12 protein-coding genes are annotated in these 15,620 nt (G+C 48.1%); 8 read left to right on the forward strand and 4 right to left on the reverse strand.

Annotated features, from left to right (window positions below; translation table 11 throughout):
* Nucleotides 1-46: 46 nt before the first annotated feature.
* From Q4526_RS12010 to Q4526_RS12025, 4 genes are all read left to right on the forward strand, one after another.
* Nucleotides 47-4,831, forward strand: coding sequence for an NAD-glutamate dehydrogenase (locus Q4526_RS12010; RefSeq protein ID WP_215977330.1), 4,785 nt, complete (start codon nucleotides 47-49; stop codon nucleotides 4,829-4,831).
* A gap of 77 nt (nucleotides 4,832-4,908) precedes the next feature.
* Nucleotides 4,909-6,378, forward strand: a complete 1,470-nt coding sequence (locus tag Q4526_RS12015; protein WP_215977331.1) for an NAD-dependent succinate-semialdehyde dehydrogenase — start codon at nucleotides 4,909-4,911, stop codon at nucleotides 6,376-6,378.
* A gap of 44 nt (nucleotides 6,379-6,422) precedes the next feature.
* A complete protein-coding gene (locus Q4526_RS12020; protein ID WP_303609642.1) occupies nucleotides 6,423-6,659 on the forward strand; it encodes a DUF2835 domain-containing protein in 237 nt (78 codons plus the stop codon).
* A 77-nt stretch (nucleotides 6,660-6,736) separates the two neighbouring features.
* The gene (locus Q4526_RS12025; protein WP_215977332.1) at nucleotides 6,737-7,756 is read left to right on the forward strand and encodes a quinone-dependent dihydroorotate dehydrogenase; all 1,020 of its coding nucleotides are present in this window, start codon (nucleotides 6,737-6,739) and stop codon (nucleotides 7,754-7,756) included.
* Nucleotides 7,757-7,940: 184 nt separating this feature from the next.
* Here Q4526_RS12025 and rmf read toward each other — a convergent pair whose 3' ends face one another.
* Nucleotides 7,941-8,162: a ribosome modulation factor gene (rmf, locus tag Q4526_RS12030; RefSeq protein ID WP_215977333.1), complete on the reverse strand. Its 222-nt coding sequence runs from the start codon at nucleotides 8,160-8,162 to the stop codon at nucleotides 7,941-7,943.
* Between the two features lie 438 nt (nucleotides 8,163-8,600).
* Between rmf and rlmKL the strand changes: the two genes are divergently transcribed.
* Nucleotides 8,601-10,841, forward strand: coding sequence for a bifunctional 23S rRNA (guanine(2069)-N(7))-methyltransferase RlmK/23S rRNA (guanine(2445)-N(2))-methyltransferase RlmL (gene rlmKL / locus Q4526_RS12035; protein WP_215977334.1), 2,241 nt, complete (start codon nucleotides 8,601-8,603; stop codon nucleotides 10,839-10,841).
* A complete protein-coding gene (locus Q4526_RS12040; RefSeq protein WP_215977335.1) occupies nucleotides 10,838-11,119 on the forward strand; it encodes a hypothetical protein in 282 nt (93 codons plus the stop codon). Before rlmKL ends, Q4526_RS12040 begins: the two co-directional genes overlap by 4 nt.
* 7 nt (nucleotides 11,120-11,126) lie before the next feature.
* Here the strand turns inward: Q4526_RS12040 and Q4526_RS12045 are convergent, their stop codons facing one another.
* Nucleotides 11,127-12,956, reverse strand: coding sequence for an ABC transporter ATP-binding protein (locus Q4526_RS12045; protein ID WP_215977336.1), 1,830 nt, complete (start codon nucleotides 12,954-12,956; stop codon nucleotides 11,127-11,129).
* 153 nt (nucleotides 12,957-13,109) lie between these two features.
* Between Q4526_RS12045 and Q4526_RS12050 the strand changes: the two genes are divergently transcribed.
* Complete coding sequence (locus tag Q4526_RS12050) at nucleotides 13,110-13,496, forward strand: hypothetical protein (RefSeq protein WP_215977337.1); 387 nt, start codon at nucleotides 13,110-13,112, stop codon at nucleotides 13,494-13,496.
* A 33-nt stretch (nucleotides 13,497-13,529) separates the two neighbouring features.
* The gene (locus tag Q4526_RS12055; protein WP_215977338.1) at nucleotides 13,530-14,066 is read left to right on the forward strand and encodes a hypothetical protein; all 537 of its coding nucleotides are present in this window, start codon (nucleotides 13,530-13,532) and stop codon (nucleotides 14,064-14,066) included.
* 39 nt (nucleotides 14,067-14,105) lie between these two features.
* Here Q4526_RS12055 and Q4526_RS12060 read toward each other — a convergent pair whose 3' ends face one another.
* Complete coding sequence (locus tag Q4526_RS12060) at nucleotides 14,106-14,984, reverse strand: pirin family protein (RefSeq protein ID WP_215977339.1); 879 nt, start codon at nucleotides 14,982-14,984, stop codon at nucleotides 14,106-14,108.
* A 17-nt stretch (nucleotides 14,985-15,001) separates the two neighbouring features.
* A complete protein-coding gene (locus Q4526_RS12065) occupies nucleotides 15,002-15,607 on the reverse strand; it encodes an FMN-dependent NADH-azoreductase (protein WP_215977340.1) in 606 nt (201 codons plus the stop codon).
* Between the last annotated feature and the right edge of the window lie 13 nt (nucleotides 15,608-15,620).

The following is a 15,620-nucleotide window of genomic DNA, read 5'->3' on the forward strand; positions in this document are numbered from 1 at the left end:
CGTCTAGGCTTACAGTGATTTTCAAATACATCGATTGGAGCTCTATATGGAAAGTTCTACTTCTACAGTAGATGTTGAAGCAATCGCCGAGGCAGTCGCCAAGTCACAGCCAGAGTCTGTACGTGAAGCCTGCAAAGTGTTTGTTAGGTTGTTTTTTAACCACTTTCCCGCTGAAGATTTTATCGATCGACCCAGTAGCGATATCAGCGGTTGCTTATTATGGTTGTGGAGTTTACTGCAAGGTGAAGTCGCCAATTTGCCCATCGTGCAGGTGGTGAACCCTGAACTCGACAGCTGGGGCTGGTCCAGCCCACATACCGTGATAGCCGTTCGGCAAATGGATATGCCTTTTTTGGTCGATTCGATTCGACTTGAGCTTGCCCATCGACATATTCCAATTTTTAGTGTTAAGAGTACGCCCTATATACCTGTGCGGCAGGGTGGGCAGTTAGTCGAGATATTACCGGTGCAATCTCGGCAGCATACCGCAGAGGCAATGGTGTATTTGGAAGTGGGTAAATTGACCGATGCGCGCAGTATCCGGGAAGCTGTTCTTGCCCTAAACGAGGTGCTGGGGCAAATTCAAAAAGTAGTGACGGATTTTTTGCCGCTCAAACAAGCCATGCTCGACAGTGCAGACGAGCTGGGTCAGGTCAGCCATGCCTTAGCTTGCAATGATGTCACTGAGGCGCAAAATTTTTTACACTGGCTAACCAATGATCATTTTACTTTTTTAGGTTTTACCGAATTTAACTTAGAGAATCGTCAAGGGAAGGATGTCTTAGTTGAGGATCGTCATCGGCGCGTGGGACTTTTTGATGATAACAGTAAGACCAAAATTAAAATCCTCGATGATGCTCACCCTGGCGTGTCACGTTTTTATTTGTCGCCGGCGTCTATTGCTTTTTCCAAATCGCCACGGCGATCGCGTATTCATCGCAGTGCCTACCCGGACTATGTGGTGGTTAAGCGCTATAACCCGGAAGGTAAAGTAATAGGTGAATGTCGCTTTTTAGGGCTATATACCTCTTCGGTTTACAGTGAGTCGCCTTCGGCTATTCCGCTACTTAGAGAAAAAATCAGTTATCTGTACGAGCGTATGGGATTAACCCCATGGAGCCACGAAGGTAAGGCGTTGGAGCAAATTGTTGAAACCTTCCCTCGCGATGAGCTGTTTCAGTCAAGTGCTGCGGAGCTGTACGAAACCGTTCGGGGTATATTAGAGATTAACGAGCGCTACAAGGTTAAATTATTCTTGCGCCGAGATCGATTTGCCAAGTTTGTTAGTTGTCTCTTATATGTACCCCGTGACCTTTTTTCAACCCAAATACGATTGCGAGTGCAACAATTAATTGGCGAGAAGGTAGGTGCTTGCGACGAACAGTTTAATACTTTTTTTTCCGAATCTCTTCTGGCGCGGGTGCACCTTGTATTTAGACTAAAAGACAAACAAATGCCAGAGGTCGATACCCTGGCACTTGAACAAGAAATAGAAGCGATGGTGCGCTCTTGGCAGGATGCATTACTGTCCGAGTTGTACCACCATCACACCGAAGAACAGGCTCGTTACCTGGCGAAATTATACGACACCAATTTTAGTGCGGCTTACCAAGAAGCGTTTACGGTGCAACACGCGGCCAGTGATATTGCGATTTTAGAGTCAATGGAAAAAGAAACTCTTTGGCTAGAGGTTGTTCCTGGTTCAGAGTCAAGTGGTATTCGTTTAAAGCTATATCGACAGGGTATGCCACTGGCCTTGTCCGATATTATTCCACTGCTGGAAGATTTTGGCTTAAGAGTGCTTTCGGAGCATCCCTTTAAATTGCTTAATAAGAATAAAAAGGTGATTTGGTTGCACGATTTTGAATTGCAGCGTGCGGAATCGGCGGAACCTTTGACGAATGCGGGTTTTGCCAATTTGAAACAAGCGATTATCGCTGTGTGGGAGAAAAAATCTGAAAGTGACAGCTTTAATCAACTGGTAGTAGAGGCAGGATTGGATTGGCGAATGATCTCTGTATTTCGGGCCTACGCCAACTATATGCAGCAAACACTGTTTAACTCCTCGATAGAGCACATTGCTGAAGCGTTGGTTAATCAGCGCTTTATTGTCATGTGTCTCGTTAAATTATTTAATGCTTTATTTTCTCCAGAAAATAATAATTCGAAACTAGCGGAGGAACAATTACAGGCGATAGATGATGCTTTAGAGAATGTGCCAAGTTTAATAGAAGACAGGATTATACGTCAGTACGTGGCACTTATGAATGCCACGGTAAGAACCAATTATTTTCAAAGTGATACCCTAGACTATTTAGCGTTTAAGCTTATGCCCAGACAGCTGAATAACATTCCTGAGCCCAGGCCGATGTTCGAAATATTTGTTTATTCTGGTCGGTTTGAAGGGCTTCATTTGCGCGGAGGTAAGGTTGCCCGGGGTGGACTTCGCTGGTCCGATCGCTATCAGGATTATCGTACCGAAGTGTTGGGCTTGGTTAAAGCTCAACAAGTTAAAAATGCTGTGATTGTTCCCAGTGGCGCCAAAGGTGGTTTTGTTTGCAAGCAGGTGGCAGGGCTTTCTCGCGAAGAAAAATTTGCCGAGGGTAAGGCTTGCTACCGGCAATTTATTCAGGCATTACTGTCCATTAGCGATAATGTCATCGACGATCAGGTGGTGCTACCAAACCAGGTGGTTTGCAAAGATGAGCCGGACCCATATTTAGTCGTCGCCGCCGATAAAGGTACGGCTACTTTTTCCGATCTGGCCAACAGTGTGGCACAAGAAGCTGACTTTTGGCTTGGCGATGCATTTGCCTCTGGTGGTAGTCAGGGCTATGACCATAAAGCGATGGGGATTACAGCCAAAGGTGCATGGGTGTGTGTCCAACGTCATTTTAAAGAATTGTCGGTCGATGTTCAAAATGACCCGATTACTGTAGTGGGTATTGGTGATATGGGGGGCGACGTATTTGGTAATGGCATGTTGTGCTCCGAATCGATTCAACTGGTGGCGGCATTCAACCATCTGCATATTTTTATCGATCCACAGCCGGATGCCAGTGCGAGTTTTGCCGAACGCCAGCGATTGTTCAATGCCGCCGGCTCGCAGTGGTCTGATTACGATGAAAGTTTGATTAGTGCCGGCGGTGGTGTTTTTGACCGCTCCGCAAAATCCATTTCACTGACGGCTGAGGCTCGCTCCGCCTTAGGGATAGATGCTAGCCGGTTAACACCGGCCGAACTCATTAATCATATTTTGCGAGCACCGGTTGATCTTATTTGGAACGGTGGTATTGGTACTTACGTAAAAGCTGAGGCTGAGTCACATGCCGAGGTAGGGGATAAGGCCAATGACGCGGTGCGTATCAATGGTAATGATTTGCGTTGTAAGGTTTTTGGTGAGGGCGGCAACCTGGGGATGACGCAGTTGGGGCGAATAGAGTTTGCCCTTGCAGGTGGCGCATGTAATACCGATTTTATTGATAACTCGGCCGGTGTTGACTGTTCGGATCACGAGGTCAATATCAAAATCTCCTTATCACAATTAATTAAGGCTGACGAGCTGGGTGAGGCATCGCGCAACGCGCTTTTAGTCGAGATGACCGATGAGGTGTCGAGTGATGTTTTGCTTAATAACTACCGGCAATCTCAGGCAATCAGTTTGGCAAGTGGAGATAGTCTTGCCAGAACCGCAGAAATAGTACGCTTTATTCATTGTTTAGAGGCGGCAGGCCGGCTGGATCGTGCTTTGGAATTCTTGCCGGATGATGAAAAAATTGCCCAGCGTCAGGTGGCGGGAAAGGGGTTAGTTCGGCCGGAAATATCGGTACTGATTTCGTACGCCAAAGTCGGGTTAAAAGAAGACTTAGCAACACCTACCATTACCCAAGACCCAGTGTTGGCCAAGCTGTGCCTGCAAGCTTTTCCTGCGACAATGCAAAGTCGATTCCCCAAGGTGCTGATGGACCACCCATTGGTATCAGAAATTGTGGCGACACAGCTTGCTAATGATATTGTCAACACGCAAGGATTTACTTTTGTACAAAGAATGATTGATGCCACAGGATCGACCACCGTAGAGGTGGCTAGAGCCTATTTCTTGGCTACAACCGTAGCAGGCGTTAAGGCGTTGTGGCGGGCGATTGAAGATCTCGGCTTTAGTGTTGAAGACTCCGTACAACAACAGCTGCTTCAACAATTGATGCGTCGAGTTAGGCGCATGACTCGTTGGTTTTTGCGTAATCGTCGGGGTAATTTAGATCTTATCTGCGAACTGCAGAATTTTTCCGACGGCTTGGTGGGGGTTCAACAGAGCTTGGTTAATCACTTAGGCGGCGAGGTCGTTCGCGACTGGCAAGACAATATAGATATATTGGTCAGTCAAGGTGTACCGGAATCTTTGTGTCAAAAAGTATTGTCGCCAGGGTATTTATATTCGGGCATGGGAATATTGGATGTTGCCGATCAGAGTAAGCAACCCGTGGAGAAAATTGTAGAAATTTATGCGGGTTTAGTGGCGTGTTTGCATCTCAATGGCTTTGCCCAGCTGCTCAGCGATGCTCGCGTTGAGAATGATTGGCAAGCGATGGCACGCGAGGCCTATATGGATGATCTTGAGTCGCAAGTGCGGAATATTACCCAGTCATTGGCAGGCATCGATCAGTCGCCGCAAGTGATCGTAGAACAGTGGGCGCAAAGTCACCAATCACTTTTGGACCGCTGGCTAAGTATGGTAAAACAAACACAAACCGCAGGCATGACCGATTATGCAATGTTTTCTGTTGCTCTAAGAGAGTTATTAGACTTGGCTCAAGTAACACGGCATTCATAGTCTTTAAGCAGAACTCGACGCGCACAGAGTGGTCGCAGAGTTAAGTGCAACCGAAATGTTGGAAATAGGTGATACAGATGACGGCAATACCTCAATTAACGCATACGAACTTGTGGCAAAACCGTTGCTACATCGGTGGTCAGTGGGTCGCAGCAGTGGGCGATAATACTTTAGAGGTGGTTAATCCGGCTAATGGCGAGACGTTAGCTCAGGTGCCATTGCTTACGCAAAAGCAAGCTAATGCAGCGCTGGTGGCGGCAGAGCAGGCTTTCGATGATTGGCGAGCGCGATCTCCTAATGAACGTGGCGCTTTATTGCGCCGTTGGTATGAGTTAATGCTAAAACATAAGGACGATTTGGCCACCATAATGACCCTGGAGCAGGGCAAGCCCTGGGCCGAGTCCAAAGCTGAAATTCAGTATGCGGCCGCTTTTATCGATTGGTTTGCCGAAGAGGCAAAGCGTGGTTTTGGCGATGTTATTCCGGCAACAAAACCCCACCAACAACTATTGGCGATACCGGAGCCGGTTGGGGTTAGTGTGGCAATTACCCCCTGGAATTTCCCTGCAGCCATGATCACACGTAAAGCCGGTGCCGCCTTGGCGGCTGGATGCTCAATGGTAGTCAAGCCCTCGGCACTTACGCCTTTATCAGCGTTGGCGCTGGCGGTTCTAGCGCAGGAGGCTGGCATTCCGGATGGTGTGTTTAACGTGATAACGGGAAAGTCAGCCGATATTGGGGAAGTATTTACTCAGTCAACGATTGTAAAAAAATTAAGCTTTACTGGCTCGACTGAGGTCGGACGCCACTTAATGGCTCAGTGTGCCCCTAATTTGCAGAAGCTGTCACTTGAGCTTGGTGGCAACGCCCCATTTATTGTGTTTGCTGATGCCGATCTGGATCTTGCCGTGCAGGGGGTTATAGCCGCTAAATTTCGCAACAGTGGTCAAACCTGTATTAGCCCCAATAGATTTTTAGTCGAGGTATCGGTCCAAGCTGAGTTCGTGCAACGCCTTACCAAGGCTTTGGCAGAATTAAAAGTTGGTGACGGTCTGGAAGAGGGGGTGCAGGTCTGTTCGCTGATCAATGACAAAGCACTCGACAAGGTGCGGCGACATTATGATGATGCGCTTGCGCAAGGGGCTCGCTGTGAAATGGGTCAACGGCCAGGTAGCTTAGCTAATAATCGCATTGCCCCGATTGTGCTTACCCAAGCCAATGAACACATGCAGTTTTGGCAGGAGGAGACCTTTGGGCCGCTTGTGGCCATTAAAGCGTTTAATACCGAAGAGCAAGCGTTGGCTTTGGCTAATGATACTCACTATGGTTTGGCGAGCTATTTTTATACGGCAAGCGCCAGTCGGGTAGTGCGGGTTAGTCGCGCATTACAAGCTGGTATGGTAGGTGTAAACGAGGGGGCTATATCCAATGCCATGGCTCCTTTTGGCGGTATAGATCAGTCAGGTTTCGGTCGCGAAGGTGGGCGCCAGGGCATGCGTGAGTACCAAAGTCTAAAATATATCTGCCAAAGCATTGATAATGGTTAAGTGCTCAGCTTGCTGGGTTATAATACTGCTGTTATGAGAAGTCAGTGGTTAAGCCTTTGAAAGCCGTTATTATCGATCTTGTTATCAGAGCCGAAGAGTTCGAACGCTGGTATTATGGCAGCGCTCAAGACGTGATTGCGCGCGCAGTTGATGGGCGTAAAGTGCGATTTCCGGCCAGTATTCTGCGGCCCTATGTGAGCCATGGCGGGATTAGTGGCCGATTTAGAATCCTATTTGATCAAAACAACCGTTTTAAATGTATCGATCGAATCGACCCCTAGCCATTTTTTCAGTATCCTAGCGCCCCAATTTCTTGATTACATCCCCAATGCAACCGCAAGTGACCAAAGAACGCACTATGTATCCATTGATTAAAAAAATATTGTTTGCCTTTAACCCGGAAACCTCGCATGAGCTCAGCCTTGACTGCCTCGGGGCACTGCATCGACTAAAAGGGTTAGGCCTGCTGGCTAAGCCGGTGGCTGATAACCCGGTACAGGTAATGGGGCTTACCTTTGCTAACCCAGTGGGGTTGGCAGCAGGTCTTGATAAAAACGGTGACTACTTTAACGCTTTAGGTGAATTGGGGTTTGGTTTTGTGGAAATCGGCACAGTGACACCACTTGCCCAACCCGGCAACCCTAAGCCCAGACTGTTTCGCCTGGCCGAGCACAATGCCATTATTAACCGTATGGGGTTTAACAACAAAGGCGTAGATCACTTGGTTGAGCAGGTGAAACGGAGAAAATTCAAAGGTATTCTGGGGATTAATATTGGTAAAAATGCCAAAACTCCGGTGGAGAATGCATTGGATGATTACCGTATCTGTATGCAGAAGGTGTATCAGTATGCCGACTATATAACCGTCAATGTGTCTTCCCCAAATACCCCAGGGCTGCGTAATCTTCAGTTTGGTGATAGTTTGACTGAGTTGCTGACCGGCATTAAGCATGAACAAACGGCATTGGCCCAAAGTCATCAAAGATATGTGCCCATCGCCGTCAAAATCGCCCCCGATATGGATAGTGACGCGGTAAAAGAAGTTGCCGATACACTGTTAACCGTGGGGCTGGATGGGGTCATTGCGACTAATACCACTGTTGGCCGGGAAGGGGTGGAAGATGATCCCTTGCATGAGCAGGCAGGTGGACTCAGTGGTAAGCCGGTACGGGATAAAAGCACTCAGGTGATTAAACAATTGGCCGCTATTTTGGAAGGGCGCCTGCCTATCATTGGTGTGGGCGGAATCGACAGTGGTGAGACAGCCGAAGAAAAAATAGCCGCAGGCGCGAGTTTGGTGCAGGTTTACTCTGGTTTTATATACCGCGGCCCGGCATTGATTAAAGAGTGTGCCGAGGCTATCGCCAAGCGTAACTAAGGCATAAGTCAGTGAAATGTCGGTCGGGTTTTGAGCTAAGGGTAGACAGATAATAGAAGTTAGTGGGGTTTAGTCATATATTTGGGGTATTAAAAAGCCCGCCTAAGCGGGCTTGACCTGCGGGTAGCAGGTCGTGCGGTGGTAAAACTTTCGATACGAATCTGTAATATTTCTGGTAGCTAGGTTAACGCATTCCTCCGTAAGACAAATTGCTGAGCTTTTGCACCTGTGCCATTCGATTGAGCCCGTCCCATTGGTCGGTTCGCGCCTCGCGCCATCCGCTCATCCATTGTGCCCGTACCTTGCCGGTTTCATGCGGACACAAACTTCGGGATCGTCCGTCGATGCCTGCTTGGTAGCCTTTTCCATATGCTCTTTCAACTTGGTCACGTTTTTGGCGTTTCATGCTTAGCAATACCTCTAAATTAATCGTTAACTTGGTAGCACTCGGGTCTATTCGTTTCCCCCGGTGTTACCCCATTGTTTTGAGATTGCGTAAAGCTTTGTCCTCCGTTATTTCGGTTATCGAAGCCAGCAGTAACAAAATGTAGGCCGAACAAAACCGCAAAGCGCATTTATAGGCGCCCTGTACTTTGGCCTTTTTGCCAACTGCTGGGGTTTTGATGCCCGCTGGAAGACCGGGTAATTTTGACCGGTGCACTGTACAATTTGTTCAGCGGGATATTCAGTACACCAAATTGTAGTGGCTGTGTGAACGAATTTATTCTTATAGCGAGCCTGCCTTATAGATCAACAGGCTCTTAAAAACGATCAGTTTTTGACTGATTATACTGTAACAGTTTGATTTAGCAGCCAATTATCAGGCTGCCTGGATTGCGAAATTATGACAATGCAATTTTTTGCTACCTGCCCCAAAGGGCTAGAAGGCTTGCTTAAAACAGAACTAGAGGGCTTAGGGGCCGAGCAATGCCGTGAAACCGTCGCGGGAGTCTATTTTGAGGGCGAATTATCACAAGCTTATAAGGCCTGTTTGTGGAGTCGTTTGGCAAATAAAATCCTACTGCCTCTCACATCGGGGGCTGTAAAAGACGCCGAAGACCTCTACGAACTGGTATTTGCTCTACCGTGGCACGAGCATTTACAGCCAGAGGGGACTCTATTGGTCGATTTTAGTGGCCAGAATAACGCTATTCGCAACACCCAATTTGGAGCGGTAAAGGTAAAAGACGCTATTGTCGACAAGCTTAGACAAGTCAGTGGATCGCGCCCATCGGTGGATAAAGCTCAACCGGATATCCGCATCAATGCCCGGCTCAGCAAAGGTAAATTGGTGGTTAGCCTCGATTTATGTGGCGATAGCTTGCACCGTCGCGGTTACCGCCAGCAGCAAGGCCAGGCACCATTGAAAGAGAATCTCGCCGCAGCGATCTTATTGCGATCGGGTTGGTGCCAAGAGACTGAGCAATCGGAACCTGAATTGGCCCTTATAGACCCCATGTGCGGCTCAGGTACCTTTTTGATAGAGGCGGCCATGATCGCCGCCGATATTGCGCCAGGGCTTGGGCGAGCTCATTTCGCTTTTGAGCGCTGGCTGGGGCACGACGCGTCTGCTTGGCAGACCCTACAAGAGGACGCTAAGGCGCGTCGTATGGTGGGTCTAGCGCGAGAAGACTTGCCCGAAATTCGTGGTTATGACGCCAATTTAAAAGTCATTCGCGCCGCAGAGCAAAATATTGTTCGAGCCGGATTGGATGACTGGCTGCGTGTCACTCGAAAAGAGCTGCGGGAATTAAAGCGACCCACTCATAGCGAGCTTACCCGCGGCCTTATTTTGACCAATCCTCCTTATGGCGAGCGCTTGGGTGAGGTGGAGTCAATGAAAATTCTCTACGCCCATTTAGGTGAAAGACTGCGTGCTGAGTTTACTGGCTGGCGGGCTGGGATTTTTACCGGTAATCCTGAGCTGGGTAAAAACTTAGGGATGCGCTCCAATCGTAAGTACAAACTATTTAATGGCGCGATAGCCAGTGAGTTACTGTTGTTTGATATTAATCCTGAGCAATTTTATAAAGAGACTTCGCACGAGCCAGCGGTTAGTGTCGCGGTTGACAACCTTGCCCCAGTGCCATCCAGCAAGCCAGAGCTGAGTAACGGGGCGCAAATGTTAGTCAATCGAATAAGCAAAAATCACAAGGCCTTGAAGCGTTTTTTCAAGCGGACTGGCACCAATGCATACCGATTATATGACGCGGATATGCCTGAATATGCCTGCGCAATCGATGTCTACCAAGGCCAGAGCCATCAAACTGGAGCCCCTTTACGACTGGTGCATGTACAAGAATATCAAGCCCCTAAAACGGTAGATGAGGCACGTGCAGCGGAGCGCTTTGCTGAAATACAAGCTGCGGTACCGGTAGCGCTTGAGGTGGACGAAAGCCAGGTGAGTTATAAGCAGCGCCGTCGCAACAGAGGGCTGGAACAATACGAAAAACAAAGTGAGCGCATCGACGGTGAATCTTTAGTGTTGACAGAAGGGCAGGCGAAACTTCTGGTCAACCCTTGGCCTTACTTAGACACTGGTGTGTTTTTGGATCACAGGCCTGTGCGTTTGAAAATTGCCGAGCAAGCCAAAAATAAACGATTCTTAAATTTATTTTGCTATACCGCCTCGGCGAGTATACACGCGGCCGTAGGTGGTGCCCGATACACCACCAGCGTGGACATGTCGCAAACCTATTTAAATTGGGCGCGTCGCAATTTGGCATTAAATGGCTTGTCCGAATCGAAAAATCGGTTGATTCAAGCCGACTGTTTGAAATGGTTAAATGAGGCGGATGGGCTCTACGATATTATCCTGCTGGACCCTCCCACCTTCTCTAATTCTAAGCGTATGGACAGTGTATTGGATGTGCAACGCGACCATGTAGACTTAATCAGTAAAGCCATGAAATTATTAGATCAGCACGGCGTTCTGTACTTCTCCAATAATTTACGTGATTTTCGAATGGAAATAGAAGCGCTTAGTGAATTTCAGCTCACAGATATAACGAGCTCAACCATTGATGAGGATTTCAATCGCAATAAAAAAATTCATCACTGTTGGGAAATTCGACACGGCCAATGAAAGAAGTGATTAGGGGGAGCTCCAATTGGCTGTGGAAAAACAATCCGGTAACTCGGGTTGTTTACGCCCGGGCCCCATGGGAGATTAAGCTAATCGCACTGAGTTTAATGGTGTTGTTGGCCGCCTCGATGCCCTGGTTGTATTACCGGCTTTTGCTGGCCGATGCGGCCCCACCAGATACAGTTTATTACTGTTTTTCTGCGGGGGCCGTGCTGGCCCACCTCGGGTTTTTTGTGGGTTTGGTTAGTCTGGTGGTTGAGTTTTATAAATCACGCTAACTGCCCATTAATCTTCACCCAAAAAGCCACCAGATTGATGATGCCATAGCTGTGCGTAAATACCTTTACGTGCGAGTAGCTCAGAATGGGTTCCTTGCTCGGCTATTTTGCCGTTATCTAAAACAATTAAGCGATCCATCGCGGCAATAGTTGATAGGCGATGGGCAATGGCGATAACGGTTTTATCATTCATTAAAGTAGTTAAATTGTTCTGTATGACCGACTCCACCTCAGAGTCCAGTGCCGATGTCGCTTCGTCCAAAATCAAAATAGGGGCGTTCTTTAGTAGCACACGGGCAATGGCAATGCGCTGTCTTTGTCCACCCGATAGTTTTATTCCGCGTTCTCCCACATGTGCATCGTACCCAGTTCTGCCTTCGCTATCCTCCAGCCCCATAATAAAATCGTGAGCTTGTGCTTGCTGGGCGGCCGTGATCATCTGGTTATCGGTGGCCTTGGGGCGTCCATAGGTGAGGTTGTCTCGAATCGAGCGGTGTAAAAGAGATGTATCTTGAGTAACCATGCCTATATGCTGGCGCAAACTATCCTGAGTGACGGCCCGAATCGGTTGCTGGTCTATTGTTAATTGGCCTTGGTTTATATCATAAAATCTCAGTAGTAAATTAACCAAGGTGGACTTGCCGGCGCCAGAGCGACCGACGAAACCAATTTTCTCGCCGGCTTTAATATGCAGGGAAAAGTCTTCAATGACGTTTTTCCCTTTCGCATAGGAAAAGTTTACTTGTTCAAATTTTATTTCACCTGCTCGCACTTTTAAGTGGGGCGCTTGAGGGCTGTCAGTGACTGAAATTGCTTGCGACAGTGTATTGGCACCATCTTGCACGGTACCGATATTTTCAAACAAAGTGGATACTTCCCACATAATCCACTGCGACATACCATTGATACGCAGCACCATGGCCAGTGCTGCGGCAATGGCGCCTGTACTTATATCGCCCTGTATCCACAGGGTAATCCCCAAGGCTGCCAGGGTGAAAATCAGTGCCGAATTAAGTGTCCAGACGGATATATTTAATCGGGTGGCCAAACGCATTTGCGGGTGTACGGTTTGCAGGAAATTGTCCATACCTTGCCGGGCATATTCTGCCTCTCTTCCGGCATGAGAAAAGAGCTTAACTGTGTGGATGTTAGTATAGGTGTCGACAATACGCCCGGTCATATCGGCTCTGGCGTTAGCCTGAGCGGTAGCCACTCGGCGCAACTTGGGAAGAAAGTAAATCAGTATTAAGCAGTAAATAATAATCCAGATTACCATCGGCACTGCAAGGCGCAAATCCAAAGTGGCCATAAGCACCACCATGCTGACAAAATACACAGCGACATACACGGCAACATCTAACAGCTTCATGACGCTTTCACGTACCGCCAGGGCTGTTTGCATAAGCTTGGTGCTAAGCCGGCCGGAAAACTCTTCCTGAAAATAGGCAAGGCCTTGCTGTAATAAATAGCGGTGCGCCTGCCAGCGAATAGCCATGGGGAAATTACCCAGCATGGTCTGATGTATAAGCATGGAGTGCAGAGCTACCAGCAGTGGTAAGCCAATTAATAGAGTGCCTCCCAGTGCCAGAAGCTTGCCGCTGTGTGCTTGCCATAAGCGATCGGGAGAGGTTGTATTGAGCCAATCCACCAAATTACCCAATGCTGCAAAAAGCGTGATCTCTATCACGGCAAGGCTCGCTGCGAGCATGGCCATTAAAATGAGATAACGTTTGGCACCACGACTAAAATGTAAACAAAAAGCCAATAGAGTGCTCGGCGGCTGTTTTGCCTCTGCCGTAGGAAATGGCGTGAGAAGTCGTTCGAAAAAAGAAAACATGGGGTTTCACAAACCTTTTAACCTGTCTATAGTAGCCAAGCCTAGTTTCAGCTAGAGTGTTCTCAGTGGCGGGGGCTTTGACTACTCGACGATTGGTGTGGTTATTAATAACTACAAATTGTAACAAATACCTACAATGGCATGTGTAAAATAATGAGAAAATGGTTATTGGTTTACGGTTGCGGCAGCTTCGCGGCACTATTGGTAACTCTAGCGCAATGGTTGTTAGCGAAATTCGGCGTATATTACGAACTGGGTGCAGATTTGTCACCCAGCATCAGTGCTGTGGGTTTATACCCTAAAATGGTGTGGGGCGGCGTGTGTGGATTTTTGATCCTTATGCCGCTCACGGCAAGCCGCTGGTTGCTGCGTTCTGTTTGGGTCGCGCTAATTCCAGCGTTAATACAGCTGTTTGTGATTTATCCCGTCATGACGAGTTTTGGTGTGGCGGGCTTAGCGTTAGGCGTGTTAACTCCCGGTGTGGTTTTTCTATTTTTTTGGGCTTGGGCGCTATTAGCGCTTACTCTGTATCGTTTTTAACAAGATTTAAGTCTTTGCTTTAGGAGATTAGGTATGCAATTTCAATCAATTCGTGGCTTGGCAATGCTGTGTGCTGCGCTTTTGCTTTCATTGTTGTCGGTTGTTGCCTCGGCTGCGGAAAAATTGACTAATGCCGATGTGGAAGCATGGTTGGGTGCCACGGAACAACTGATGCCTATGCAAGATGCTTTTACCAAAATGGCAAAAAATGAAACCATTGCCAATCAGTATACAGAAGAAGAGTTCAAAGCTTTGGCGCCGGCAAAGCAAGATGAGGTTATGGATGAAATGCTCAAGCAAGAGGGCGTTTATGATCAAATCTACCCAGTGCTAAAACAGTTTGACTGGGAAAGCGCTGGCGAATATATGCGAGTGAGCTCTCGCATTGGTTTGGCCATTGGTGCATACATGCGGGAACAGTTGTTGGCCTCAGTGCCAGAAGATCAGCGCGAGCGTATGGAACAAGTGGCGAAACCCGTGGATGCCAACCCTGAAGACGTGGCCGTGGTCAAAGAAAATTGGGAGCAAGTCTCTCAGTTTATGAATAAGCATATGAGACCACCACAGTAATAAATGTGTGTTGTAAGCCAGTCGTAAAGCGGCTGGTTTCTATGTTTCTGTTAACTTCCCGCAGCGATAATCATATATCGCTTGTTCTATCTCTTTATCAGTGTTCATGACAAACGGTCCGTGTTGGGCGATAGGCTCGTTGATGGCTTTGCCGCCAATGATTAAAGCTCGTGTCGGACCTGTGCCCTGCAGCTCAATAGTGCTCCCGCTGGTTAAAATTCCCGCCTGTGAGCAGGGCAGGCGTCGGTGCAATTCACCCACTAATATCTCACCCTGGTATGGGTAGATCATCAGCTGATGGTTGGGTGGTACCGCCAAAGATTCACTCACCCCATCTGGCAAGGTAACATCCCAATAAAGAGGGTCGACGCTAGATTTGGGTAGCGCTGCTGCAGTAGTGCCCGCAATGGTAGAGAATTCACCGGCGATAACTTTAACGCTTACTCCACTGTTGAGGTCTACCACTGGTATAGAGTCGGCATTGATGTCTCGATAGGCCGCCGGCTGCATTTTTTCTGCGGCGGGTAAATTAATCCAGAGTTGAAATCCGCGCATTCGGCCTTTCTCTTGCTGGGGCATTTCAGAGTGAATAATGCCTCGGCCCGCGGTCATCCACTGGACGTCTCCAGCGCGTAAGTTGCCCCGGTTGCCTAGGTGATCTTCGTGTAACATATGCCCGTCGAGCATATAGGTGACAGTTTCAAAACCTCGATGTGGATGTGCCGGAAATCCAGCAATATAATCATCGGCCTGATCGGAATTAAACTCATCGAGCATCAGAATGGGGTCGAGTCTGGTTTCTGCTGACTGGCCCAAGCTGCGTTTAATCTTTACCCCCGCGCCGTCTTGAGTTGTAAGCGCAGGAATGATTTGTCGTAACTCCCGAACTTGTCGTATTTCACTTTTCACTGCGTTCATTGCTCTGCCCTTATTGATTAAGCCGCTGCCAATTTTTTAATTTCTTTTGTCGCCTCTAATAGGGCATGGGAGCGAATGTCTTCCTGCATATTAAGGCCTTCGGCGTAGACAAATTGTACATCGGTCAATCCAATAAAGTTTAAAAAGGTTTTCATATAGCCCGATTGAGAGTCCGCTTGGGTGCCTGAATAAACCCCACCGCGGGCGGCCAATATATAGACTGGTTTATTTGCCAATAAACCTTGGGGGCCATGAGCGGTGTATTGAAAGGTTACCCCGGCTCGCGCAATATGATCAAAATAGGCTTTGAGCGTTGAGGGAATACCCAAATTGTACATCGGCAGTCCAATGGTGATGACATCGGCTGTTCGTAACTCGTCAATCAGCTTGTCTGAGAAAGCGACAATACTCTGCTCACGTTCGCTTCGCTCAGAGTGTTTGGTTAAAAAGGCGGCGAATCGTTCGGCATCGAGGTGTGGCACAGGTGTTTGTGCTAGATCGCGAGTGACCACCGTTCCCTCTGGGTTTTCACCCATCCAGCGTTCGCTAAATAGGTGGCTTAATTGCGACGATTGCCCTGAGCTGCCGTTCAGGCTACTTTTTATTTGCAGTAAGGTTTTCATGTTTGTTTCTCCG

It is taken from the genome of Gilvimarinus sp. 2_MG-2023 (genome assembly GCF_030547685.1).
Lineage (GTDB): Bacteria > Pseudomonadota > Gammaproteobacteria > Pseudomonadales > Cellvibrionaceae > Gilvimarinus.

What these genes read in the sequence shown, in the direction of transcription:
- Q4526_RS12010 (WP_215977330.1), top strand. Translation starts at nt 47, where the DNA reads ATGGAAAGTTCTACTTCTACAGTAGATGTTGAAGCAATCGCCGAGGCA.
- Q4526_RS12015 (WP_215977331.1), top strand. Translation starts at nt 4,909, where the DNA reads ATGACGGCAATACCTCAATTAACGCATACGAACTTGTGGCAAAACCGT.
- Q4526_RS12025 (WP_215977332.1), top strand. Translation starts at nt 6,737, where the DNA reads ATGTATCCATTGATTAAAAAAATATTGTTTGCCTTTAACCCGGAAACC.
- rmf (WP_215977333.1), bottom strand. Translation starts at nt 8,162, where the DNA reads ATGAAACGCCAAAAACGTGACCAAGTTGAAAGAGCATATGGAAAAGGC.
- rlmKL (WP_215977334.1), top strand. Translation starts at nt 8,601, where the DNA reads ATGACAATGCAATTTTTTGCTACCTGCCCCAAAGGGCTAGAAGGCTTG.
- Q4526_RS12040 (WP_215977335.1), top strand. Translation starts at nt 10,838, where the DNA reads ATGAAAGAAGTGATTAGGGGGAGCTCCAATTGGCTGTGGAAAAACAAT.
- Q4526_RS12045 (WP_215977336.1), bottom strand. Translation starts at nt 12,956, where the DNA reads ATGTTTTCTTTTTTCGAACGACTTCTCACGCCATTTCCTACGGCAGAG.
- Q4526_RS12050 (WP_215977337.1), top strand. Translation starts at nt 13,110, where the DNA reads ATGAGAAAATGGTTATTGGTTTACGGTTGCGGCAGCTTCGCGGCACTA.
- Q4526_RS12055 (WP_215977338.1), top strand. Translation starts at nt 13,530, where the DNA reads ATGCAATTTCAATCAATTCGTGGCTTGGCAATGCTGTGTGCTGCGCTT.
- Q4526_RS12060 (WP_215977339.1), bottom strand. Translation starts at nt 14,984, where the DNA reads ATGAACGCAGTGAAAAGTGAAATACGACAAGTTCGGGAGTTACGACAA.
- Q4526_RS12065 (WP_215977340.1), bottom strand. Translation starts at nt 15,607, where the DNA reads ATGAAAACCTTACTGCAAATAAAAAGTAGCCTGAACGGCAGCTCAGGG.